The sequence below is a fragment of the Citrobacter sp. wls706 genome, assembly GCF_005281305.1.
GTDB classification, from domain to species: Bacteria; Pseudomonadota; Gammaproteobacteria; order Enterobacterales; family Enterobacteriaceae; genus Citrobacter; species Citrobacter werkmanii.
Map to the genome: position 1 here is coordinate 15,460 of NZ_SZXG01000039.1, position 21,773 is coordinate 37,232.

The 21,773-nt window shown below is 52.2% G+C and carries 22 protein-coding genes and 1 pseudogene (1 of these 23 running past the window's edge); 9 read left to right on the top strand and 14 right to left on the bottom strand.

What is annotated here, in order from left to right; translation table 11 throughout:
* Positions 1-297 precede the first annotated feature (297 nt).
* Complete coding sequence (gene typA / locus FDW92_RS19600; RefSeq protein ID WP_003028641.1) at positions 298-2,121, top strand: ribosome-dependent GTPase TypA; 1,824 nt, start codon at positions 298-300, stop codon at positions 2,119-2,121.
* Positions 2,122-2,190: 69 nt separating this feature from the next.
* Here the strand turns inward: typA and ompL are convergent, their stop codons facing one another.
* The 8 genes from ompL to yihU form a co-directional block, all read right to left on the bottom strand.
* Positions 2,191-2,883, bottom strand: coding sequence for a porin OmpL (gene ompL / locus FDW92_RS19605; protein ID WP_042313561.1), 693 nt, complete (start codon positions 2,881-2,883; stop codon positions 2,191-2,193).
* Between the two features lie 66 nt (positions 2,884-2,949).
* Positions 2,950-4,371 carry an MFS transporter gene (locus FDW92_RS19610; protein ID WP_042313559.1) on the bottom strand — a complete coding sequence of 474 codons (1,422 nt, stop codon included), beginning with the start codon at positions 4,369-4,371 and terminating at the stop codon, positions 2,950-2,952.
* A 46-nt stretch (positions 4,372-4,417) separates the two neighbouring features.
* Complete coding sequence (locus FDW92_RS19615) at positions 4,418-5,800, bottom strand: MFS transporter (RefSeq protein ID WP_006686128.1); 1,383 nt, start codon at positions 5,798-5,800, stop codon at positions 4,418-4,420.
* Positions 5,801-5,845: 45 nt separating this feature from the next.
* Positions 5,846-7,882, bottom strand: coding sequence for an alpha-glucosidase (locus FDW92_RS19620; protein ID WP_042313549.1), 2,037 nt, complete (start codon positions 7,880-7,882; stop codon positions 5,846-5,848).
* 48 nt (positions 7,883-7,930) lie between these two features.
* Complete coding sequence (locus FDW92_RS19625) at positions 7,931-8,773, bottom strand: aldose-1-epimerase (RefSeq protein WP_042313546.1); 843 nt, start codon at positions 8,771-8,773, stop codon at positions 7,931-7,933.
* Between the two features lie 18 nt (positions 8,774-8,791).
* The gene (yihS, locus tag FDW92_RS19630; RefSeq protein ID WP_042313543.1) at positions 8,792-10,033 is read right to left on the bottom strand and encodes a sulfoquinovose isomerase; all 1,242 of its coding nucleotides are present in this window, start codon (positions 10,031-10,033) and stop codon (positions 8,792-8,794) included.
* Between the two features lie 14 nt (positions 10,034-10,047).
* Positions 10,048-10,923: a sulfofructosephosphate aldolase gene (gene yihT, locus FDW92_RS19635; RefSeq protein ID WP_042313541.1), complete on the bottom strand. Its 876-nt coding sequence runs from the start codon at positions 10,921-10,923 to the stop codon at positions 10,048-10,050.
* A 10-nt stretch (positions 10,924-10,933) separates the two neighbouring features.
* Positions 10,934-11,830 carry a sulfolactaldehyde 3-reductase gene (gene yihU, locus FDW92_RS19640; protein WP_042313538.1) on the bottom strand — a complete coding sequence of 299 codons (897 nt, stop codon included), beginning with the start codon at positions 11,828-11,830 and terminating at the stop codon, positions 10,934-10,936.
* A 165-nt stretch (positions 11,831-11,995) separates the two neighbouring features.
* Here yihU and FDW92_RS19645 point away from each other — a divergent pair, with 165 nt between their 5' ends.
* The 6 genes from FDW92_RS19645 to fabY all read left to right on the top strand — a co-directional run bounded on the left by FDW92_RS19645 (position 11,996) and on the right by fabY (position 16,719).
* Positions 11,996-12,892 (top strand): sugar kinase, encoded by an 897-nt coding sequence (locus FDW92_RS19645; protein WP_042313535.1) that lies wholly within the window; start codon positions 11,996-11,998, stop codon positions 12,890-12,892.
* A gap of 33 nt (positions 12,893-12,925) precedes the next feature.
* Positions 12,926-13,729, top strand: coding sequence for a DeoR/GlpR family DNA-binding transcription regulator (locus tag FDW92_RS19650; protein ID WP_042313532.1), 804 nt, complete (start codon positions 12,926-12,928; stop codon positions 13,727-13,729).
* 104 nt (positions 13,730-13,833) lie between these two features.
* The gene (yihX, locus tag FDW92_RS19655; protein ID WP_038635879.1) at positions 13,834-14,433 is read left to right on the top strand and encodes a glucose-1-phosphatase; all 600 of its coding nucleotides are present in this window, start codon (positions 13,834-13,836) and stop codon (positions 14,431-14,433) included.
* A complete protein-coding gene (locus tag FDW92_RS19660; protein ID WP_042313529.1) occupies positions 14,427-15,299 on the top strand; it encodes a virulence factor BrkB family protein in 873 nt (290 codons plus the stop codon). Before yihX ends, FDW92_RS19660 begins: the two co-directional genes overlap by 7 nt.
* Positions 15,296-15,733, top strand: a complete 438-nt coding sequence (gene dtd / locus FDW92_RS19665) for a D-aminoacyl-tRNA deacylase (protein WP_042313526.1) — start codon at positions 15,296-15,298, stop codon at positions 15,731-15,733. Before FDW92_RS19660 ends, dtd begins: the two co-directional genes overlap by 4 nt.
* Positions 15,734-15,777: 44 nt before the next feature.
* Positions 15,778-16,719, top strand: a complete 942-nt coding sequence (gene fabY, locus FDW92_RS19670) for a fatty acid biosynthesis protein FabY (RefSeq protein WP_032940213.1) — start codon at positions 15,778-15,780, stop codon at positions 16,717-16,719.
* Positions 16,720-16,733: 14 nt separating this feature from the next.
* On the opposite strand, the gene FDW92_RS19675 is transcribed toward fabY, so the two are convergent.
* The 3 genes from FDW92_RS19675 to FDW92_RS19685 form a co-directional block, all read right to left on the bottom strand.
* Positions 16,734-17,180: a helix-turn-helix domain-containing protein gene (locus FDW92_RS19675; protein WP_042313523.1), complete on the bottom strand. Its 447-nt coding sequence runs from the start codon at positions 17,178-17,180 to the stop codon at positions 16,734-16,736.
* Complete coding sequence (locus FDW92_RS19680; RefSeq protein WP_042313520.1) at positions 17,177-17,488, bottom strand: type II toxin-antitoxin system HigB family toxin; 312 nt, start codon at positions 17,486-17,488, stop codon at positions 17,177-17,179. The genes FDW92_RS19675 and FDW92_RS19680 overlap by 4 nt, the downstream gene beginning before the upstream one ends.
* Before the next feature lie 85 nt (positions 17,489-17,573).
* Positions 17,574-18,503, bottom strand: coding sequence for an alpha/beta hydrolase (locus FDW92_RS19685; RefSeq protein WP_042313517.1), 930 nt, complete (start codon positions 18,501-18,503; stop codon positions 17,574-17,576).
* 220 nt (positions 18,504-18,723) lie between these two features.
* On the opposite strand from FDW92_RS19685, the pseudogene FDW92_RS19690 reads away from it, so the two are divergent.
* Both FDW92_RS19690 and FDW92_RS19695 read left to right on the top strand, forming a co-directional pair.
* Positions 18,724-19,035, top strand: a pseudogene (locus tag FDW92_RS19690) (type II toxin-antitoxin system RelE/ParE family toxin).
* Entirely contained in the window at positions 19,036-19,323 is a 288-nt protein-coding gene (locus tag FDW92_RS19695; protein ID WP_042313514.1) for a helix-turn-helix domain-containing protein, read from the top strand.
* Positions 19,324-19,366: 43 nt separating this feature from the next.
* Here FDW92_RS19695 and fdhE read toward each other — a convergent pair whose 3' ends face one another.
* The 3 genes in view from fdhE to fdxH are tightly spaced (each overlapping or abutting the next) and all read right to left on the bottom strand, a layout consistent with a single transcriptional unit that may run on beyond the window.
* Positions 19,367-20,296: a formate dehydrogenase accessory protein FdhE gene (gene fdhE, locus FDW92_RS19700; protein WP_042313511.1), complete on the bottom strand. Its 930-nt coding sequence runs from the start codon at positions 20,294-20,296 to the stop codon at positions 19,367-19,369.
* A complete protein-coding gene (gene fdoI, locus FDW92_RS19705; protein WP_042313508.1) occupies positions 20,293-20,928 on the bottom strand; it encodes a formate dehydrogenase cytochrome b556 subunit in 636 nt (211 codons plus the stop codon). Before fdoI ends, fdhE begins: the two co-directional genes overlap by 4 nt.
* Positions 20,925-21,773, bottom strand: the 3' portion of a protein-coding gene (fdxH, locus tag FDW92_RS19710; RefSeq protein WP_137400689.1) for a formate dehydrogenase subunit beta. 87 nt of this gene lie beyond the right edge of the window; the window shows 849 of its 936 coding nt (coding positions 88-936); the start codon falls outside the window, past its right edge — the gene reads right to left on this strand; it ends in the stop codon at positions 20,925-20,927. The genes fdoI and fdxH overlap by 4 nt, the downstream gene beginning before the upstream one ends.

Sequence of the window (21,773 nt, forward strand, 5' to 3'; positions counted from 1 at the left end):
GATAAAGCGAAATCTGTGCCAACTTTTAAATTGCCCCTAAAAGGCGTTATCATGCGCACTATCGTGCAAAGGGGCTGCACCATGAAGGATGTATTGCACCATTATAGTGCTTTAATGTGAACATTAAGCACCATATTGGTGCAAAGCACCCCAGATTACCCCTTTTAACGCTCCGTGAATGTGATCACAAAGAAACTCTGCAATACTTGTTTGCGGAGGATGTTTGTGATCCTGTTTTGTACTGCGATTAATCCGTGTACAATAACGCGCTATTTCTAAAATGCCTGAGGCAAAGTTGTGATCGAAAATTTGCGTAACATCGCCATCATCGCGCACGTAGACCATGGTAAAACGACCCTGGTAGACAAGCTGCTCCAACAATCCGGTACGTTCGATGCACGTGCTGAAACCCAAGAGCGCGTGATGGACTCCAACGATTTGGAGAAAGAGCGTGGGATTACCATCCTCGCTAAAAACACCGCTATCAAATGGAATGACTACCGTATCAACATCGTTGACACCCCGGGGCACGCCGACTTCGGTGGTGAAGTTGAGCGTGTAATGTCCATGGTCGACTCCGTGCTGCTGGTGGTGGATGCAATGGATGGTCCGATGCCGCAGACGCGCTTCGTGACCAAAAAAGCCTTTGCCCATGGCCTGAAGCCAATTGTTGTTATCAACAAAGTTGACCGTCCTGGCGCGCGTCCTGACTGGGTTGTTGATCAGGTATTCGACCTGTTCGTTAACCTCGACGCTACCGACGAGCAGCTGGACTTCCCGATCGTTTACGCTTCCGCGCTGAACGGTATCGCAGGTCTGGATCACGAAGATATGGCGGAAGACATGACCCCGCTGTATCAGACCATCGTTGATCGCGTACCAGCTCCGAACGTAGACCTTGACGGCCCGCTGCAGATGCAAATCTCTCAGCTGGACTACAACAACTACGTTGGCGTTATCGGTATCGGCCGCATCAAACGCGGTAAAGTTAAACCGAACCAGCAGATCACTATCATTGATAGCGAAGGCAAAACCCGCAACGGTAAAGTCGGTAAAGTTCTGACCCACCTGGGTCTGGAACGTATCGAGAGTGATATTGCCGAAGCAGGCGATATCATCGCGATCACCGGTCTGGGCGAACTGAACATCTCCGACACCATCTGCGACCCGCAGAATGTCGAAGCGCTGCCGGCTCTGTCCGTTGATGAACCGACCGTAACCATGTTCTTCTGCGTAAACACCTCTCCGTTCTGTGGTAAAGAAGGTAAATATGTTACCTCTCGTCAGATCCTTGACCGCCTGAACAAAGAGCTGGTGCACAACGTTGCGTTGCGCGTTGAAGAAACCGAAGATGCGGATGCGTTCCGTGTATCCGGTCGTGGTGAGCTGCACCTGTCTGTTCTGATCGAAAACATGCGTCGTGAAGGTTTCGAAATGGCGGTTTCCCGTCCGAAAGTTATCTTCCGCGAAATCGATGGCCGTAAACAAGAGCCGTTCGAAAACGTAACGCTGGACGTTGAAGAGCAGCATCAGGGTTCTGTGATGCAGGCGCTGGGTGAGCGTAAAGGCGATCTGAAAAACATGAATCCAGATGGCAAAGGCCGCGTACGTCTTGACTACGTGATCCCAAGCCGTGGTCTGATCGGCTTCCGTTCAGAATTCATGACCATGACCTCCGGTACCGGTCTGCTGTATTCCACCTTCAGCCACTACGACGACGTTCGTGCGGGTGATGTGGGTCAGCGTCAGAACGGCGTACTGATCTCCAACGGCCAGGGTAAAGCAGTTGCGTTCGCACTGTTCAGCCTGCAGGACCGCGGTAAGCTGTTCCTGGGTCACGGTGCAGAAGTTTACGAAGGCCAGATCATCGGTATTCACAGCCGCTCTAACGACCTGACCGTAAACTGCCTGACTGGTAAGAAACTGACCAACATGCGTGCGTCTGGTACTGACGAAGCAACGGTTCTGGTTCCGCCGGTTAAGATGACTCTGGAGCAGGCTCTGGAATTCATCGATGACGACGAACTGGTAGAAGTGACTCCAACCTCTATCCGTATTCGTAAGCGTCACCTGACTGAAAACGATCGTCGCCGTGCAATGCGTGGCGCGAAAGAAGAGTAATTAACGCTCTTTCTCAGGTAAGCATAAAAAAGCCGCTGATTATCAGCGGCTTTTTTTATCTCGGGAGTATCAGAAGAAATACTTTGCCCCAACACGAATCTGATTTTGTTCGCGATGATAGGGTTCCACATTACGATCTAACCAGCGTAATTCCAGGTAGGGCAACCAGTGTTCATTGATACGATACTTAAAGGTATTCGTAATTTCCCAGTGATGATCTTTTCCGTTACTGCTGTTGAAGTCATTGACTCGTATAAAATAGTGCGGCTCAAAGGTATAGGAAAATTTATCGGTGATGGTAAAGTTCCAGTAATTACCTATTTCATAGGTATCGTTATTATCCTGATCACCGTTTAGATCGGTTGAACTATAGTTATTATGGTTATAACGGTTACGCACGGTAAGATTAAACCACGGGGTAAATTTATAGTTAACATCCAGATAAGCCGCGCCACCAGAACCCGTACTCTTATCGTTTATCAATCCACCGGGCTGGATAGTTAATTTATCCGTTGGTTTAAATAAAGGATACCAACCTTCTATTTCGTTATAGCCGTGTTTTAACTCATCCTTACGTTGCATGGTGTAGGTGTTGGTGAGCATGATACCTGCGCCCATATCGGAGTTATAGCCAACGCGCATCATCACTTCTATCTGATCGGATGCCAGATTATATGCCTCGCGGTTCTCGACATAGGCGCCGGCAAAAACAGAAGTGGACACAACAGAGGATAAGAGCATTATTGTCGTTAACTTTTTCATAATAAATCCATTTTTTAAGCGTAGGGAAGCCGCCATCCATTAAGATGGAATAAGCGGCAATTATTTTTATACGTTTACAGCAGAGGTATTATTTTTAGCGGTAACAGGATCCGGTTGAGTGTTGTTTTTCTTCCGTTGGCTGATTTCCTCAATAATAAAAGCAAAACGCGTTTCATTGAGTTTATAAAATAAACCCATCGTGATTGCAGCGATAATAGCCAGCCCGCAAGGCCACAGAAAAATAAGCTGACGCAGGCCAAGCAGGGTCGCATCGCTCTGGGTTATGTTGGGAATATAACCGATTTGCGTCAGCATGATGCCTGGCAGGAAGCCTGCGAGCGCAGCGGAAATTTTGCGAGAAAAGGTATAACCCGTATACACCGAGCCTTCCGCGCGGATCCCCGTTTTCCATTCGCCATAATCAACCGTATCCGGAACCAGCGCCCAGTTCAGGCTGTTGACGAATGCTGTCCCGAAGAAGGCCATACAGGAGAACGTTACGAACAAAAATGACGTACTGCCCCAGAAAAAGTTCAGAACATCACCGACAGCCCATAATGCCAGACCGCCGAGATAAACCTGCTTTTTACCGAAGCGTTTCACGGCTGCGGGAACCAGCAGCACGCCGACCAGAATGCATCCCATACTGAAAAAACCCATCCACGACAGCAGATGAATATCGTTGAGCACGTACTGGGTGTAATACACCTGGATGGCCAGTTTGATGTTGAATGCGGCCAGTGTGCACAGGTTGGCAACACACAGCACCAGCAGCGGAGGGTTACGGAAAATGGCACAGAACGATTTGAGAATGCTGGGCTTATGGTGATCCGGCACGATTTCGATATAGCGTTCTTTCACACCGCTAAAGCACCACCACATGCTGAACAGCCCGCAGACCGAAAAGATCAGTGCGGCAATCAGATAACCCAATGAGGGGGAACTGACAAATAGCGCCTGAATTGGCATAAAACCAACGGTACACAATAACAGGCCAATGGTGGCACCACCCTGACGCCAGGCGGCGAGCTGAGCGCGTTCCTGTGGGTTTTTCGTGATTGCAGGCACCATCGCGCCGTAGGAGCAGTTCATCAGGCTATAGAACAGACCGAACAGCATAAACAACACCGTCGCCAGCCCGGTTTTCACCGTGAGCGTAAAATCAGTCGCTAAAAACTGGGCGCTGGCAACGACTGCGACAGGAAATGATGCATACAAAATAAAGGGTCTGAATTTCCCTTTTGCGCCAATATTTCGCCTTGAATCCAGCAATACACCGGTCAGCATATCGGTAAAGGCGGTGAAGAATTTCGCCACCAGAAAGATAATCCCACCGTAATATGCGGGCATCCCTAGTTCATCGGTATAAAATTTAAGCAGATACAGCGTGCCGATACACAGCATCAAATTTGAGCCGAAGTCACCCACTCCGTAGGCGAATTTTTCACGCAGGCTCAGTTTTAGCGTTAGCGGATCATGAAAAGACATAATCGCTCCTCAATAGCGCCCCGCAGGGCGCTATTCATTATTATTATCAAACGGGTTGTTTACGTGCTTCTATCTCTTCAACGATGCGGACATACATCTTTTCGTTGAGATTGTAGAAACAGCCCATTGCGACGATGGTGATGACTGCCAGGGCACACGGATAAATAAAGATCAGCTGCCGCAAACCTTCGACCGTGCTCGCAGATTGCACCACGTTGGGGACGTAGCCGATTTGCGTCAGCATCCAGCCAGGGAAGAAGCCTGCCAGCGCCTGTGAAACTTTACGGAAGAAGGTGAAGCCAGTGTATACCGTGCCTTCAGAACGTACGCCGGTACGCCATTCGCCATATTCCACCGTATCGGAAACCAGCGCCCAGTTCAGGCTGTTGACGAAGGCTGAGCCGAAGAACGCCAGACAGGAGAAGGCGACAAAGCTGACTGAGCCGCCGCCAAAGAAGTAGTTAAGCAGATCGCCCGCGACCCAAATCAGCAGCCCGCCAATATAAACCTTCTTCTTACCAAAACGTCTGACCATCCCAGGCATCAGGAAGACGCCAATGAAGATACAGCCCATGCTGAAAAAGCCCATCCAGGAAAGGAGGATCGGATCGTTCAGTACGTACTGGGTGTAATACACCTGAATCGCCAGCTTGACGTTGAATGCGCCCAGCGTGCAAAGGTTGGCAACACACAGAATAAATAGCGGGCGGTTACCGGCGATGGCGCGGAAGGATTGCAGTAATCCCGGTTTTTGCGCGGCATCCACGGGTTTCACTTCCACGTAGCGTTCTTTTACCCCGGCATAGCACAGCCACATGAATAACAGACCAAACAGCGAAAACAGCGTGGCGGCGAAAATATAAGCCAGCTGTGAATTGCCTTCGATCAGGTTCATCACTGGAACAAAGCCGACGGTGCACAGCAGCAGGCCGAGAGTAGCGCCTCCTTGTCGCCAGGCAGCCAATGACGCGCGTTCGTCCGGGTTTTTTGTGATTGCAGGCACCATCGCGCCGTAAGAGCAGTTCATCATGCTGAAGAACAGTCCGTACAGCATAAACAGCACCGTTGCCATGACCGTTTTACCGGTGACTTCAAACGGTGTACCGACAAAGTTGGCAATCGCCAGCAAGGTAACCGGAAATGCGGCATAAAGGACGAATGGACGGAATTTTCCTTTCGGGCCGATTTTGCGGCGCGAATCGAGCATAATCCCGGTGCCCATATCGGTAAACGCGGTAAAAAACTTGGCGATAAGGAAAATGATACCGCCATAAGTTCCCGGTAAACCAAGGACATCGGTATAAAACTTGAGTAAATAGAGCGTACCAATGTCCAACAGGATATTGGAGCCTAAATCACCCATCCCATAGGCGAGTTTTTCTTTGAACGGCAAGCGTAGGGTTGCCGGATTAGAGGAAGTCTGACTCATTATTATTCTCCATGTGCCCGCGAGTTGCCCCGCGGGCGAGCCGTGTTAGATGTTGCGTAAAGTGGCAAACAGTGACGCCCATTCACTCTTCGCCCGATAAAACACCGGAGGCTGGCCAATCGGCGCGTCCACGGTAATTTCACCCCCCTGGTAAGTTTCCCCGGTCCAGACATTGACCCAGCTATCCTCCGGCAGATACAGCGTCCAGTCGTTGCGTCCCTGTTCGTGAACCGGCGCTACCAGCAAATCTTGTCCCAGCAGGTACTGATACTTCAGGGTGTAGGTGCGCGCATCGTCTTCGTAATGCAGGAACAGCGGGCGCATTACCGGCAGACCGGTGGCGCTGTTTTGCGCGACGGCCTGTTTGAGATACGGTTTCAGGGTGGTGAAGACGGTGGTCATACGGGCAAAGTGGGCAATGGTTTCCTCATCGCCATCAAACTGCCAGTTATCGCCAGGGCGGTTGCCTTCATGGGTGCGCATCATTGGGGTGAAGGCGCTGAAATCACACCAGCGCAGCAACAGCTCTTTGCTGCGTTTCATGTCAAACAACGTGGTGTAACCGCCGATATCGCTGTGGTGCAGACCGTGACCGGTCATTGCCAGCGACAGTGCGGCAGGAACGACCGAGGCCAGTCCATCATCAAGGCTCCAGTCAACGTTTTGATCGCCTGCCCACATCATGGTGGAGTACTTCTGACTGCCGGTGTAGCCCGCACGCATAAAGAACAGGATCTCGCCGAGCTTGCCGGTCTCCTGCAGCGCTTCGTAGTTACATTTCGCCCACAGTGCGGGCCACGCGTTATGCATAATTTCGGCACTGACGCCGTTGTGCAGGTAAGTGTCGGTTGGCAGGTATTCGCCAAAGTCGGCCATCCAACCGCCGCAGCCCAGTTCAATCATGTTCTTTTTGATGACTTCTTTGAACCAGGTGTAGGCTTCGGGGTTGGTCAGATCGACCACGCCGCCGTAAAATTCACCAAACTCAACCAGATAGTCAGCGCCAGAGGCGTCTTTCGCCAGATAGCCATGTGCAGCGGCTTCGGCGCAGAGATCTTTATCGCTGGCGACGTACGGGTTGATGTAGGAGAGAAACTGCACGCCTTCTTCTTTCCACTGCTTAATACGACTGTCCAGTTGCGAATAGTTGTCGCTGTTCCACTTCCAGTTCCACATCACGCGCTTGCCAAAAGAAGTCATGCGGATCCCGGACCAGTCCTGCGCCCAGATGCCGTTTACTTTCACGCCAGCGTTACGCATGGTGTCCAGTTTGTTCTGGCAAATCTCAGTCCCGCCCTGAATACCGAGCGTGACGCCGTCGTAAATCCAGTCCGGCAGCTCCGGCTGGCGACCTAACAGCGCGGTCAGTTTTTCCAAAAGAGAGATGTAGGTTTCGGCGCACTCAATACGCAGAGTGGTTTTGTCTTCCCACAGAGCGAGTTCGTGATACTCCGGTGCGCTGAAGTCGAAATTCATATAGCAGCTGTTATCAACGTGGCAATAATACTTCTGCGTACTGACAAAGGTTGGCTGTGGGAAGAAGGTCCAGTAGTAGTCACCGCCGGCATTTTCTTTGCAGTCGGCCTGCCACGTGACATAGCTGTTTTTGTTGCGGCCCACGCCCTGTTCGCTGGTCCACAGTGGGAATGGCTTACCGCGCAAATCGAAGTAAGAGAACTGTTCGCCACAGCCGTAAATATGATCGTCTGGGTTAGCGGCCAGACGCAGCCAGATACGGTTATGGCTGCGTTCCTCGTTATGGAGGTCGAGCTTCAAACGACCCTGTTCGTCGGTAGAAATGTGCAGCGTGGCGTTGATGGTATTACCGCGGCTGAAATCTACCCGCCAGCCCTCAGGCGACTCGCTTACTGTGGCGTCGGTCAGGGCAATCTTCTCGTTGAGCTTGTCTTTAATGCTGAAGTTGCCGCGGAACATATCAATGTCGGCAACGCCAGCGCCAATCCACAGGCAAGGGGTTTCTGCGCTGTGACGTAAGATCGGGCGCTGGTGGTACGTCAGCGTAAATCCATTTTGTAACGTCATCAGTTCTAATGCGGTGGACCGTTGTTGTAGCGAATTCATTTTCGTCTCCGTAAAAATAGGGTATTTCGGTAATTTGTCGGAAATCTGTTATTCACTGCCGATTAAAAAATGCATTTGATGCGTTTCTCCGGGCGCGAGATGAATCAGGCTAATCCCGGAGTTAAAGGCGTCGGGCGGGCAGGTCATCGGTTCTACTGCCAGGCCGCGGCGTGCTAATTTTTCGCCGGTATACACCTGCAGCCAGGGCTGGTGGCTGCGCAGGTATGTGGATATCTTTTGTGTTGGGCAGGTCAGTCTGACCTCCCACTCAGCCTCAGGCAGCAAGATCCTGAACGTGTGATCGATAGTGGTCTGAGCGATAACACGCGGCGTTGTGAAATCCCATTCACCGTGGGTGACATCACTCGCCGGGAGCGTTAATTCGCAGCTATCAATGGATTGCAAATTGCAGGTCAGGTAGGGATGTGCTCCCGCGCCATACGGTGCGATTTCGTCACCCACATTCTGGGTACGAATAAAGACGTGCAGTCCGCGGGCAGCATCCAACCGGTAAATCACCTCTGAATACAGCGCGAAGGGATAACCATAAGAAGGCGGTAGAAAAATCGTCAGCGACACTTCCGTGTTTGACAGTTGGTTAATCTGCCAGTCGCGCCAGGCCAGTAATCCATGAATGGCGGTATGCGAAACAGGGTCGTTAACGGCAAGCTGAAAGGCCTTGCCGTTATGTTGATAGCAGCCGTCTGCAATACGGTTTGGCCAGGGAATTAACACTTTTCCCAAATGTGCCAGCGGCATCTCTTCCGGCTTATGTGGAATAACGACGTGACGCCCAAAGTGCGTCAATTCTGCTAACCCAGCGCCAACCGTGACGATTTTCGCCTGGTAATGACCAGCCTGAAGATGAAGGGTTTTTCCACCGCTATGCATGACAGCTCACCTCGTGACTTATTTGGCGTTGATATCCAGCAGACCGGCTGCAACTGCCGGTGCAAGACCCGGAGCCAGCGGTAAACGTGGGATCACGAGGCAGTGCAGCAGGTGATAAATGTCCTGCTTACCGTCCCAGACTTTGGTGGTCACCTTGTTATTGGTGTCCAGCTCTTGCCACCATGAACCGGTCTCGTAGTCCATCAGATACGTGATGCAGTAGTCCCACCACTTCTGGTACCAGGCTTCGTACTGGCTGTCGCCGGTAAGGGTATACAAGGCATAGGCGGTACCCATTGCTTCGACTATTGGCCAGCGCACTCTTTCGCGCACGATGGGTTTTCCGTCCCAGTCCACCGAATAGACAAAACCATCCGCACCGTCCGGTGCCCAGGCATCACGGATGGTGGCGTGGAACAAGCCTTTGGCATCTTCCAGCAACCAGGCGGGAGGTGTTTCAAAGCGGGCCTCCAGCGCGGCATGCAGATGCAGCATCAGACGGCCCCACTCGATCCAGTGGCCCGGCGTGCCGCCGTAGGCACGGAAACGATGCGCTGGATTCTCTTTGTTGTAATCGCGGATTGGGTTCCACTGTGAATCGAAGTGTTCGTTGACGCGATACTCCCCGCTGCGAGCCACGTCGTGAATAATTACCGATGCGATACGCAGTGCGCGATCGAGCCATTTGCGATCATGGGTAACGTCATAAACGATCAGGAAGGCTTCAACCGCGTGCATGTTGGCATTGCCGCCGCGGTAATCTTCCGTCTGGCTGAAGGCTTCGTCCCAGGACTCCAGACACATCTGCTCATCTTCGCTCCAGAAGTACTTCTCAATCACTTCGATAGCGTCATCCAGCAATTGTCTGGCCTGCGGATGCCCGGTAGTGACCGCGCTGGCTGCACCAAGCAAGACGAAGAAATGCTGATAGCCCTGTTTGGAGGCATCCATCACGCCTTCGTCATTTACGCAGGCGTACCAGCCGCCGTAACGTGTGTCGCGTAGCGCGCCGTTCAGCGCCTTAATTCCGTGATCGACTAGCTGATATGCGCCGGGGCGACCCATGGATGCCGCAACGGAGTAAACGTGCAGCATGCGGGCGGTGATCCACAGATGCGTACCCATATCCGCTCTGACCTGACCACTATTTCCCAGCCAGCCAAAACCGGTCGGGACAGCAGCATTTTTACCAAAGTTAAAGATGCGGTCAGTTTCCTGCTCCAGCCAGCGGTTGTGGCTTAAGGTGTTAAACCATTTCATGCTTTGATCCTCGATTAACGGCGGGCCATCATTTCGTCGACGATATCGCCCAGACGCTGCAACTTCGGTGCGGAAACGTCGCGCAGCATCAGTTCGGTGTCCGGCAGGCCAATAACTGATGACCAGACAGCACGCCCGGCCAGGAAGCCGGATGCGCCAGCGGTCATCGCCACACTGACCGCGCGTGGGAACAGTTTTTCATCCACGCCGGAAGAGAGAATGACCCACGGCATGTTGATGTTTTCATGCAGACGCTGAGAGGCGCTGAGCAATTCCTGTTGGGTCCCTTTGCCATACAGCGGCATTTCGACCTTGTAGAGATCGGCGCCGCTATCGCCCAGCTCTTTTGCGGCATCGATAATGGCCTGCTCGCGATCGAACTTATCGCCGCGGCGCGGTGGACGGACAACCGGCTCGATGATGCTCAGCAGGCCATTGGAGTGGCATAGCGCATTGAATTCTTTAACCATATCCAGACGCTGCTGGGCATCCTCATCGCTACGCCACAGCACCAGCAGTTTGAGAGCCTTGGCGCCATCTTGCTTCACGGCCTGCGGGTTGATTTTTTTATCAATCACCACGCTATCGACCGGAATGCCGTTACCCGGAATAAAGTCATCAGCGGCAACAATCATGGCGCAGCTTTTGGCAACCGCGTTTTGCTCTACAACCTGGCGGTAGCAGAACTGCTGATCGACTAAAATGGCGGAGGCATAGGGGGACAGGATCTTTGCCGCATTGACCTTGAAATCGGTCAGCACGCTGTCATTGACCGGGGATTTTGCACCCGCTGCGGCAAACATTAAGCGCATGGCTTCGCGCTGATCGACCGCCAGCATGGCAAAACCGCCGGAAGCTCGGGTGATATCTTTCAGGGTGTACTTCGTCATTGTTCAGTCCTTACTTATCTGTGTGTTTATTTAGCCCGGCGGATGCGCGAACCTGCTCAAGAATTGCGGTCCAGTCTTCCCGGCCACGGCCAGCGGCACGGGCCTGGTTATAAACTTCGCGGGAGGCGGCGCCGAGCGGCATCGGCACATGCAGAAGGTTTGCGACATCCAGCGCGATGCCAAGATCTTTGTGAGCTAAATCGATCATGAAAGCGGGAGAAAGATCGCCTTTCAGCACTTTGTTCGGCCAGGAGGTAGTGAAATGGCCTTTTCCGGCAGGGGTACCGCTCATTACCTTCAGAGCCACATCGAAGGAGAGGCCGAGCGCTTCGCATAACACGGCAGCTTCGGCTGAGAGGGCGTTCAGCGCGATACTCATGTAATTGTTGATGAGCTTCACGCGGATCCCCATGCCGGGACCCCCTGCGTTGATCAGCTCATTTCCCATCGCCATCAGTACTGGAGTGGCGCGCTGCACCTGCTCTGGCGTTCCGCCCGCCAGTAGCAACAACGTTCCCGCGACGGCGTGATCGGAGGTGCGTCCAACCGGGCAATCCATCATGTCGAAGCCTTTGGCACGCATATCGGTAATCAGTTTGTCGGTTTGCAGCGGGTGAATGGTGGACATATCAATCACCAACGCCTGCGGGGAGAGGCTTTCGCAGATTCCCTGTTCACCGAACAGTACGCTGCGCACCAGATCGCCATTGGGGAGCATAGTGATGACAAATTCCGCCTCTTTTGCTGCCTGGGCCGGGCTGCTGGCAGGCTGTGCTCCTTTTTCCACCAGGCGCTGAACGGCATCCGGGTTAACGTCAAAGACGCTGAGTTGATGACCCTGCTTCAGCAAGTTGCTCGCCATGGGTGAACCCATCTGACCTAATCCGATAAATGCTATAACTGCCATAACGTTCTCCTGAGACGTGGATGTCATTTTTTGTCATTTAAGGTCGCTTGTTTTGTCTGTTTTTGATCGTATTTGTAATTTATGGTCAAAAAATTGACAGCCGTCACTTTTTAAACATTTTGTGAAATTAAAATGATCCCATCTTGAAACGCCTAAGGAATGACCATGATTCGTATTGCTTGTGTAGGTATTGCCGTGATGGATCGCATCTATTACGTGGAGGAGTTACCGACTGAAGGAGGTAAATATGTGGCGAAGCGTTATACGGAAGTGGGCGGCGGGCCTGCGGCAACGGCCGCGGTGGCTGCAGCGAAGTTGGGCGCGCAGGTGGATTTTATTGGTCGTGTGGGCGACGATGACACCGGAAATAGCCTGCTGGCGGAGCTGGAATCCTTGGGGGTGAATACACGCTACACCCGACGCTACGTGGGGGCGCAATCCTCCCAATCGGCAATTCTGGTTGATGCACAAGGGGAACGAATTATCGTTAACTATCCCAGCCCGGATTTACTGCATGACGCTGGCTGGCTCAATGAGATTGATTTTTCCCAGTGGGATGTGGTGTTAGCGGATGTTCGCTGGCACGAGGGGACCAAACAGGCGTTCACGCTGGCACGCCGGGCGGGAGTCATGACGGTACTGGATGGTGACGTAACGCCGCAGGATATCCGTGAGCTGGTAGCGCTAAGCGATCATGCCGCGTTCTCTGAACCGGGTCTGGCGCGTATGACCGGGATAAACGATCCGCAGGTCGGACTGAAAAAAGCAAAAACGCTCACAAATGGACATGTTTATGTGACGCGAGGGCGTGAAGGTTGCGACTGGATAGAAAATAATACTTTGCAGCATCAATCTGGTTTTACCGTCGACGTTGTTGACACCACCGGGGCCGGGGATGTTTTTCACGGCGCGCTCGCGTTCAGTCTGGCTAACGGAAATAACCCACAAGACGCTGTCAGGTTCGCCAGTGGCGTTGCGGCGCTAAAATGCACGCGCCCGGGAGGACGAGCCGGAATCCCTGACTGTGATCAAACCCGATCTTTTCTGTCACTTTTTGTATAAAATGCCAGGGCAATGGTTTTTCGAGGAAATTTCATGAGTCTTACCGAACTGACCGGTAATCCGCGACACGATCAGCTACTGATGCTGATTAGCGAGCGCGGTTATATGAATATTGATGAGCTTGCCAACTTGCTGGACGTGTCCACGCAGACCGTGCGTCGTGATATTCGTAAACTCAGCGAGCAGGGATTAATTACGCGTCATCATGGTGGCGCGGGCAGAGCCTCCAGCGTGGTGAATACGGCGTTCGAGCAGCGTGAAGTCTCGTGGACGGAAGAGAAAAAAGCCATCGCGGAAGCGGTGGCTGACTATATTCCTGATGGATCAACGGTGTTTATTACTATTGGCACCACCGTTGAGCAGGTGGCGCGGGCGCTATTGAACCATAATCATTTACGCATTATCACTAACAGCCTGCGCGTGGCACATATTCTTTATAACAATCCACGTTTTGAAGTTATGGTGCCAGGTGGAACGTTACGTCCGCATAACAGTGGCATTATCGGTCCTTCCGCTACGGCATTTGTCGCTGATTTTCGGGCTGATTACCTGGTGACCAGCGTCGGCGCGATCGAAAGTGATGGCGCTTTGCTGGAGTTTGATGTCAACGAGGCCAGCGTCGTGAAAACGATGATGGCCCATTCAAGGCATATTCTATTGGCTGCGGATCATACGAAATACACGGCTTCTGCCGCGGTAGAGATTGGCAATGTGTCTCAGGTGACCGCGCTGTTTACCGATGAATACCCTGGTCCCGCATTGCATAATTTACTCCAGTCTCAGCAGGTGGAAATTGTGCAGGTGAGTCCGTCACAGGATGATGCTCAGGTCGGGTAATTCTCCCAATGATGGCTCGATAAATTCGCAGCCATCATTCGCGCATAGTCAAACTTCTTCTTTCCCGCTACAGTTATTCATCCACGGCGAATAAGGAGAAGGGCATGCTCTATATCTTTGATTTGGGTAATGTGATTGTCGATATCGACTTCAATCGCGTGTTAGGCACATGGAGCGATCTGAGCCGTGTACCGCTAGCTTCGCTAAAGCAAAGTTTCAGCATGGGCGAGGCTTTTCACCAGCATGAGCGAGGTGAAATAACGGATGAAGCGTTTGCGGAGGCGCTATGCCATGAGATGGCGCTGCCGCTAAGCTACGAGCAATTTTCCCACGGCTGGCAGGCGGTTTTTGTCGCGTTACGCCCAGAGGTTATCGATATCATGCACAAACTGCGTGAGCAGGGGCATCGGGTGGTCGTTTTGTCGAATACCAACCGTCTGCACACAACGTTTTGGCCGGATGAATACCCCGAGATCCGTCAGGCCGCGGACCATATTTATCTTTCCCAGGATCTGGGCATGCGTAAACCGGAAGCGCGGATTTACCAGCATGTCCTGCAGGCTGAAGGTTTTTCTGCGCACGATGCGGTCTTTTTTGACGATAACGCCGATAATATTGAAGGGGCTAACCGGTTAGGTATTACCAGTATCCAGGTCATCGATAAAGCGACCATTCCTGACTATTTCGCGAAGTTGTTATGCTAAAAAATGTTCAGCAACAAGCCAGGCACCATACGCGTCCTGTACGGGCCTGGCTGAAGCTACTATGGCAGCGGATTGATGAAGACAACATGACGACGCTGGCAGGGAATCTTGCCTACGTTTCATTGCTCTCATTAGTGCCGCTTATTGCCGTTGTGTTTGCTCTTTTTGCCGCCTTTCCGATGTTTTCTGACGTTAGTGTCCAGTTACGGCATTTTATTTTTGCGAACTTTATCCCGGCGACGGGTGACGTTATCCAGCGTTATATCGAACAGTTTGTCGCCAACTCGAACAAAATGACCGCCGTTGGAGCATGTGGGCTGATTGTTACGGCGTTATTGCTGATGTATTCCATTGATAACGCGCTGAATACTATCTGGCGCAGTAAGCGCACTCGCCCTAAAGTTTACTCTTTTGCCGTTTACTGGATGATTTTAACGCTAGGTCCTCTACTGGCGGGGGCCAGTCTGGCGATCAGCTCTTATCTGTTGTCATTGCGCTGGGCCAGCGATCTCAACACGGTGATTGATAACATTCTGCGTATTTTCCCGCTGGTGCTTTCCTGGCTCTCATTCTGGCTGCTTTATAGCATTGTACCGACAACCCGTGTGCCCAACCGTGATGCGGTTATTGGCGCTTTTGTGGCCGCCGTGTTGTTCGAAGCCGGAAAGAAAGGATTTGCGCTCTACATCACGATGTTCCCGTCGTATCAGCTCATTTACGGTGTCCTGGCGGTGATCCCCATTTTATTTGTCTGGGTATACTGGACGTGGTGTATCGTCTTGCTAGGCGCGGAAATAACTGTCACTCTCGGGGAATACCGCAAACTTAAACAAGCCGCAGAACAAGAAGAAGCAGAGCAACCATGATTGCATTAATTCAGCGCGTAACCCGTGCCAGCGTCACCGTGGAGGGCGAGGTGACGGGTGAAATTGGCCCAGGACTTTTGGTCCTGTTAGGTGTCGAAAGGGATGATGACGAACAAAAAGCGAACCGCCTGTGCGAACGCGTACTCGGCTATCGAATCTTTAGCGATGCCGAAGGCAAAATGAACCTGAATGTGCAGCAATCAGGCGGCAGCGTGCTGGTGGTCTCGCAATTTACGTTGGCGGCAGATACTGAGCGCGGCATGCGCCCAGGCTTTTCAAAAGGCGCCGCGCCCGATCGGGCAGAAGCACTGTATGAGTACTTTATTGAGCGTTGCCGCCAACAGGAAATGAATACGCAAACCGGTCGATTCGCTGCGGATATGCAGGTTTCGCTGGTTAATGATGGCCCCGTGACGTTCTGGTTACAAGTATGAACCAGCTACCGGTGTGGCCGCGGGCAACAAGAGAGAGTACAGCTATGTATCACCTTCGAGTACCGCAAACAGAAGAAGAGTTGGAGCGTTACTACCAGTTTCGCTGGGAGATGCTGCGTAAACCATTGCACCAGCCTAAAGGCTCTGAACGGGATGCCTGGGACGCAATGGCGCATCACCAGATGGTGGTGGACGAAGAGGGTAATCTGGTCGCGGTAGGGCGTCTGTATATCAATGCGGATAACGAAGCCTCCATACGCTTTATGGCTGTTGACCCCTCCGTGCAGGAGAAAGGGCTGGGAACATTGATGGCGATGACCCTGGAGTCTGTCGCGCGTCAGGAAGGGGTAAAGCGCGTAACCTGTAGCGCCCGTGAAGATGCGGTCGAATTTTTCGCCAAACTGGGGTTTGTGAGCCAGGGAGAGATCACCACACCGCAAACCACGCCAGTGCGCCACTTTTTGATGATTAAGCCCATCGCGACGTTGGACGATATTCTCCATCGCGGCGACTGGTGCGGACAGTTACAGCAAGCCTGGTACGAACATATTCCCTTGAGTGAGAAAATGGGCGTGCGTATTCAACAGTATACCGGGCAGAAATTTATTACGACGATGCCCGAGACGGGTAATCAGAATCCGCACCATACTCTGTTTGCCGGGAGCCTGTTTTCTCTGGCCACGTTAACGGGTTGGGGGCTGATCTGGCTGATGCTGCGTGAACGTCATTTGGGGGGAACCATTATCCTTGCCGATGCGCATATCCGCTACAGCAGGCCGATCACCGGGAAACCGACCGCCATCGCCGACCTGGGCTCGCTGAGTGGTGACCTCGACCGTCTGGCGAGAGGCCGCAAGGCGCGTGTGAAGATGCAGGTCGAGGTATTTGGCGATGACTCGCCTGGCGTCGTGTTTGAAGGCACGTATATTGTGCTACCCGCGAAACCGTTTGGCGCGTATGAAGAGGGCGGAAATGAGGAAGAGTAGCTGGACATATCCAACTACTCGATGAAGGCATCCGCTGGTAGTTTAAAGCGTTGTGTAAGCGCTTTAATATGATTAACCGTTAGTGCTCTGCGGCCATTTAAGATGTTGCTGACGTTCGATTTAGAACCAAGTTCGTTGGCAAGATCTGCTGCTTTGAGACCGTATTGATCCATGAGCGTTCGCAATACTGAAACGCCAGGGGGCGTTTTCTCCAGGTGTTGGGTGAGTGCTTTGAATTGCGGCGCATGTTTTTCGTATTCACTGATTCGGGCACTGAGTAATTCGAATAGGGGGTTTTCAAGATCGTCGTGGTCGACCAGAAACTCCACTAGCGCTAGTGCCCTGCGATACTCAGTGTCATTTCGTTCTTCCCCCAACAGTGGGAGGTTTTTTACCGCATCGCTGAAAGTATCAACGATCTTTTTTGCGCTGGCGGCATCCATCTGACGATGCGTTCTCATTCTTTATTACCCCGATAATATGCTGTCAGTTTGTCATATTCGGCATGGGAAACGATATGTTTGACAAATATCTTATGTGACCTGAAATCTATGTAGGAGATGAGTCTTAGGCTATTACCAGAAACATCAATCACCCACCATTTATCTCTGTACTTAAAATTATCCAGTGAAGGAATATACAGCTTCATCTCTTCAGGCTGAGTGAATGTTTTTTTCTCCAGAACATTCAGCAACTCAGTGAGAGCAAGCTCATGGTTTGGATACATGAGCATCGCTTCATTGAACGGTTTTCGGCTGATAACATGCACAATGTAGTTCCATTACAAAGTTTTCAACCTGAAAACAATTTAGCGCAACGTTATCCAGTTTTCAAGTTGAAAACAAAATTGAATTTTAGGTCATTTTGCCTGTTGATGGACTTACAACACGCCAGGCCACATCTCGTATGGCGCTTCGTGCCGCCTGGCTCACACCTCCGAGCTGGAAAAAGCCATGAATGACACCGAGATAGCGCTGGCAAGTGCATTCCACACCCTGCTCCTGGAACCGTTGATACAGGGCCTCGCCTTCATCTCGCAGTGGGTCGAATTCAGCTGTAATGATGTGCGTGGATGGCAGACCGGCGAAGTCCTCACGCCAGAGCGGACTGGCTTCAGGATGCAGTGGATTGGTTCGCGGCATATACATCTCGTAGCCCGACAGCAGCGTGTCGCGGGTGATAATGTAATCCTGTCCATTATGGTCATAGCTCGCAAACCTGGCGGTTGCGTCCAGCATCGGGTAGATCAACATAAGCTGCGCAGGTTGCCATTGACGGGCGGCTTTCAGGCGTAGCGCGGTGACCAGCGCCAGATGCCCACCCGCGCTGTCACCGGCAAGCGTAATGTTCTCGCGATCTATCCCCAGTTTCTGGGCATATTTCCAGATAGTATTGGCTCCAGTTTCGGCATCGTTATGTGCGGCCGGGAAGGTGTGCTCTGGTGCAAGTCGGTACTGCGCCGCAATCACGCGACAACGGCTGTAAAAAGCTAACTGCCTTAACTGGTTATCGTGGGTGGCAAAACCACCGCTGACAAAGCAGCCGCCGTGATAATAGATAACGCAGGGGAGATTTCCTGTGCAGCCCCGCGGCGAAACAACGCGAAACGTCATGGCATCGAGTTCAATATCTTCAACTTGTACGCGTGTTTCAGTTTCTCCTGCCAGTGCAGTACTGGCGATGTAGCCTGCTCTCCGGTCATCAATATTCTGCTCGCGTGAAGAAGGGCGTCCCGCCGCGATAAATGCCTCCACTAACTGCGCAATCCCGCTTTCCAGTGCCATTCATTATTCTCCTTGCCTGTATATATATACAGTTTTATAACCTGGATACTCACGAATGAAAATGGGAAAAAAGGGGGCGGGTATGATTCTGGAAAGCAGCTCGCAGATTAAATACCGTCATTGGTTTCTGCGGTTTGAATTCGGTATTGTGAGAAAAATACACTATACGCCATTGACGTATAGTTGATTTCTATTAATATAGTCCAATGGCGTACTCAAAATGCTATTCATAGAAACGGAAATCTTTACTGAAGACGTCAAAAAATTACTGGATGATGATGAATACCGTAGACTACAGATATTCCTTACGATTCAGCCCGATTGTGGCGATCTGATACAAGATACAGGGGGCCTGAGAAAGGTTCGCTGGAGAGCGCGAGGGAAAGGAAAACGTGGCGGTGTAAGGATTATCTACTTTCATCAAATCAGGAAATCATAAATTCGTTTGTTGCTGATTTATCAGAAAGGGATCAAGGATGATCTGACTCCACAGGAAAAAGTACTGCTGCGTATGTTGAATGAGGGGGGGTAAATGGATAAGGCACTATTTGAGCGATTAACTCAAAGTATGATTCAGATGAATGAGATCGCTGAAGGAACGCGGCAGCCTTCTCGTACCTTTCATATTGACGCCATGAAAATAAAGGAAATCCGTCAGTCTTCAGGATTATCACAGACTCGTTTCGCAGATTTGATATCGGTAAGCGTGAATACGTTGCGAAATTGGGAGCAGGGGCGTCGTTCACCGACCGGTCCAGCAAAAGCGTTGTTACGTGCCATTGCCAACGATCCAAAACATGTCATTCAGGCGCTAAGATAATCCCCGGCAGTCTGGTTCACTTGCCGGGGGAAGATCTTACAACTTACTCCCCTTCACCCGGGAATAAGAACGGGTTGATGGAGCTGCGGGCAAAGCCTTCTTGCTCCATGTGGGCGTCCAGCATCAGTGACGCGAGGTCGTCGGCCACGGCCTCGACTTTCGGGTCTTTTTCCTGGTAGAGAATCTTCAGGTAAGTCCCGCAGTCGCCGCAGCTTTCGGCTTTAATTGCCGCCTGCTCGTTATCCAGCGACCAGTAGTTCAAGTCACGGCTCTGTTCGCAGTTGCTGCACTTCACGCGCACCACGTGCCACTCGGTTTCGCACAGGTTGCAGTGCAAATAACGCAGCCCCTGAGTCGTACCGATTTGCACTATGCTGGAGACCGGCATCGAACCACATACCGGGCAGAACTGACGCTGTTCACCGTACTCAGCGCGCGCTTTGCCGGGGATCAGACTTGCCATCTGCGCCCAGTAGAGCGACAGTGCGGCCCAAATGAACGGGGCTTTATCGCTACTGACGGAGGCAAAATCAGAGGCAAACAGCGCGCTGGCCATCAGCTCCAGCTCCTGCTCTGAGGCTTTTTCCAGATTCTCGATCACCGCCAGCGCAGGGCCGCTCATTTCTGGCTTCAGCTCAGCAATTAACGATTGCAGCAGTTTTTGCCAGTGCTTGTCACGTGGCAGGACGTGGATATCCAGCGGCGGCTTGCCCTGATCGTTCGCTTCTTTGATACGAGCGGTCAGATCCATCTGCAGCGGATGATCGTACAGTACCACTTCCTGTGCGTGGGCGATCAGCGCGGCAAAGCGCAGATAATCGCCCAGCGGGTTGTTTTCGGCCAGCTCGCGCAGACGTTCAGCGCGGCGGTTATACAAATTTTTGAGTCTGGGGAACAATAACGGCGGAATCATATCCGCCGTGCGTTTCTCGCTCGAACCCAGCTCATCTTGCGGGATTATGCGAATACTCATTCAGATGACTTTTCCTGTTTCTGGCGGACTTCACGGTACCAGCGCGGGTGATGTTTCTTCGCCCACGATTTAGTAACCCATCCTTCCACCATCGCGGTAATGGTGCCTTTCACCCAAAGGGCGGCGTAAATGTGCACCATGATAACCACAATTAACGCTACTGCGGCAAATGAATGCAGCATTAACGCGAATCGGATCACCGGGATTGAGAAAGCAGGCGCAAAATACGGACGCCAGATGATCACTCCGCTCACCAGTAACAGCACCAGGAAGATAATCGCCGCCCAGAATACGCATTTCTGGCCGAAGTTATAACGTCCCGTGTCACCTACTTCCTCGTTGACGACAATCTTACGAATATTCTTCGCCCAAAAGATATCATCCCGATTGATTAGATTGTGGTGCCAGTAACGGAAAAACATGATGATAAAAGAGGCAAACATGATCACGCCGACAAACGGGTGCACAATTCGCGCCAGTTGCGGCGTGCCCATGATGTGCATCAGCCAGTTAAAAGACGGGAAGAGAAAACCCATCCCGCTCACTGCCGCCAGAATAAAGCAGAAGGCGGTTATCCAGTGGTTGATGCGTTCCGGCGCCGTGTAGCGCACGATGGTGTCACGTCGTTTCATTTGCGCACCTCGTCTTTCTCTTCATGCAGATTGTCTTCTTCCTCTTCCGCACGGTTTGGACCCACACCGACGTAGTGGAAGATACTGGCCGCAAACGTCGCTGCGAAGCCGACCGCTGCCAACGGTTTCCAGATGCCTTTCCAGAACTTCACGGTGGCGCTGATTTCCGGGTTCTCCGGCAGACCGTGGTACAGATTCGGCTTGTCGGCATGGTGCAATACGTACATTACGTGCGTACCGCCAACGCCTGCCGGATCGTACAGACCCGCGTTATCGTAACCACGCGTTTTCAGCTCCGCCACGCGCTCACCGGCCAGGGTTTTCATCGACTCTTTCGTGCCGAAATGAATCGCCCCGGTTGGGCAGGTTTTCACGCAGGCCGGTTCTTGCCCGACCACCACACGGTCGACGCACAGCGTACATTTGTACACGCGGTTGTCTTCCGGGTTGAGGCGCGGCACATCGAACGGGCAGCCAGCAATGCAGTAGCCGCAGCCGATGCACTGCTCGGACTGGAAGTCGACGATACCGTTGGCATACTGAATGATTGCGCCTTCAGCCGGGCACGCCTTCAGGCAGCCCGGATCGGCGCAGTGCATACAGCCATCCTTACGGATCAGCCACTCAAGTTTGTCGTTCTGTTCCACTTCCGAGAAGCGCATCACCGTCCAGGATTTCGCGGTCAAATCAGCCGGGTTGTCATACACCCCAACGTTGTTGCCCACTTCATCACGGATGTCGTTCCACTCGGAACACGCCACCTGACAGGCTTTACAGCCGATACAGGTAGTGACGTCGATAAGTTTCGCCACCTCTTCCTGGTGATCCCGCGCCTGAGGCGCGGG

Bases quoted from the DNA above. Each gene is read 5' to 3' on its own strand.
- ompL (WP_042313561.1), bottom strand. From the start codon at position 2,883: ATGAAAAAGTTAACGACAATAATGCTCTTATCCTCTGTTGTGTCCACT.
- FDW92_RS19610 (WP_042313559.1), bottom strand. From the start codon at position 4,371: ATGTCTTTTCATGATCCGCTAACGCTAAAACTGAGCCTGCGTGAAAAA.
- FDW92_RS19615 (WP_006686128.1), bottom strand. From the start codon at position 5,800: ATGAGTCAGACTTCCTCTAATCCGGCAACCCTACGCTTGCCGTTCAAA.
- FDW92_RS19620 (WP_042313549.1), bottom strand. From the start codon at position 7,882: ATGAATTCGCTACAACAACGGTCCACCGCATTAGAACTGATGACGTTA.
- FDW92_RS19625 (WP_042313546.1), bottom strand. From the start codon at position 8,773: ATGCATAGCGGTGGAAAAACCCTTCATCTTCAGGCTGGTCATTACCAG.
- yihS (WP_042313543.1), bottom strand. From the start codon at position 10,033: ATGAAATGGTTTAACACCTTAAGCCACAACCGCTGGCTGGAGCAGGAA.
- yihT (WP_042313541.1), bottom strand. From the start codon at position 10,923: ATGACGAAGTACACCCTGAAAGATATCACCCGAGCTTCCGGCGGTTTT.
- yihU (WP_042313538.1), bottom strand. From the start codon at position 11,830: ATGGCAGTTATAGCATTTATCGGATTAGGTCAGATGGGTTCACCCATG.
- FDW92_RS19645 (WP_042313535.1), top strand. From the start codon at position 11,996: ATGATTCGTATTGCTTGTGTAGGTATTGCCGTGATGGATCGCATCTAT.
- FDW92_RS19650 (WP_042313532.1), top strand. From the start codon at position 12,926: ATGAGTCTTACCGAACTGACCGGTAATCCGCGACACGATCAGCTACTG.
- yihX (WP_038635879.1), top strand. From the start codon at position 13,834: ATGCTCTATATCTTTGATTTGGGTAATGTGATTGTCGATATCGACTTC.
- FDW92_RS19660 (WP_042313529.1), top strand. From the start codon at position 14,427: ATGCTAAAAAATGTTCAGCAACAAGCCAGGCACCATACGCGTCCTGTA.
- dtd (WP_042313526.1), top strand. From the start codon at position 15,296: ATGATTGCATTAATTCAGCGCGTAACCCGTGCCAGCGTCACCGTGGAG.
- fabY (WP_032940213.1), top strand. From the start codon at position 15,778: ATGTATCACCTTCGAGTACCGCAAACAGAAGAAGAGTTGGAGCGTTAC.
- FDW92_RS19675 (WP_042313523.1), bottom strand. From the start codon at position 17,180: ATGAGAACGCATCGTCAGATGGATGCCGCCAGCGCAAAAAAGATCGTT.
- FDW92_RS19685 (WP_042313517.1), bottom strand. From the start codon at position 18,503: ATGGCACTGGAAAGCGGGATTGCGCAGTTAGTGGAGGCATTTATCGCG.
- FDW92_RS19695 (WP_042313514.1), top strand. From the start codon at position 19,036: ATGGATAAGGCACTATTTGAGCGATTAACTCAAAGTATGATTCAGATG.
- fdhE (WP_042313511.1), bottom strand. From the start codon at position 20,296: ATGAGTATTCGCATAATCCCGCAAGATGAGCTGGGTTCGAGCGAGAAA.
- fdoI (WP_042313508.1), bottom strand. From the start codon at position 20,928: ATGAAACGACGTGACACCATCGTGCGCTACACGGCGCCGGAACGCATC.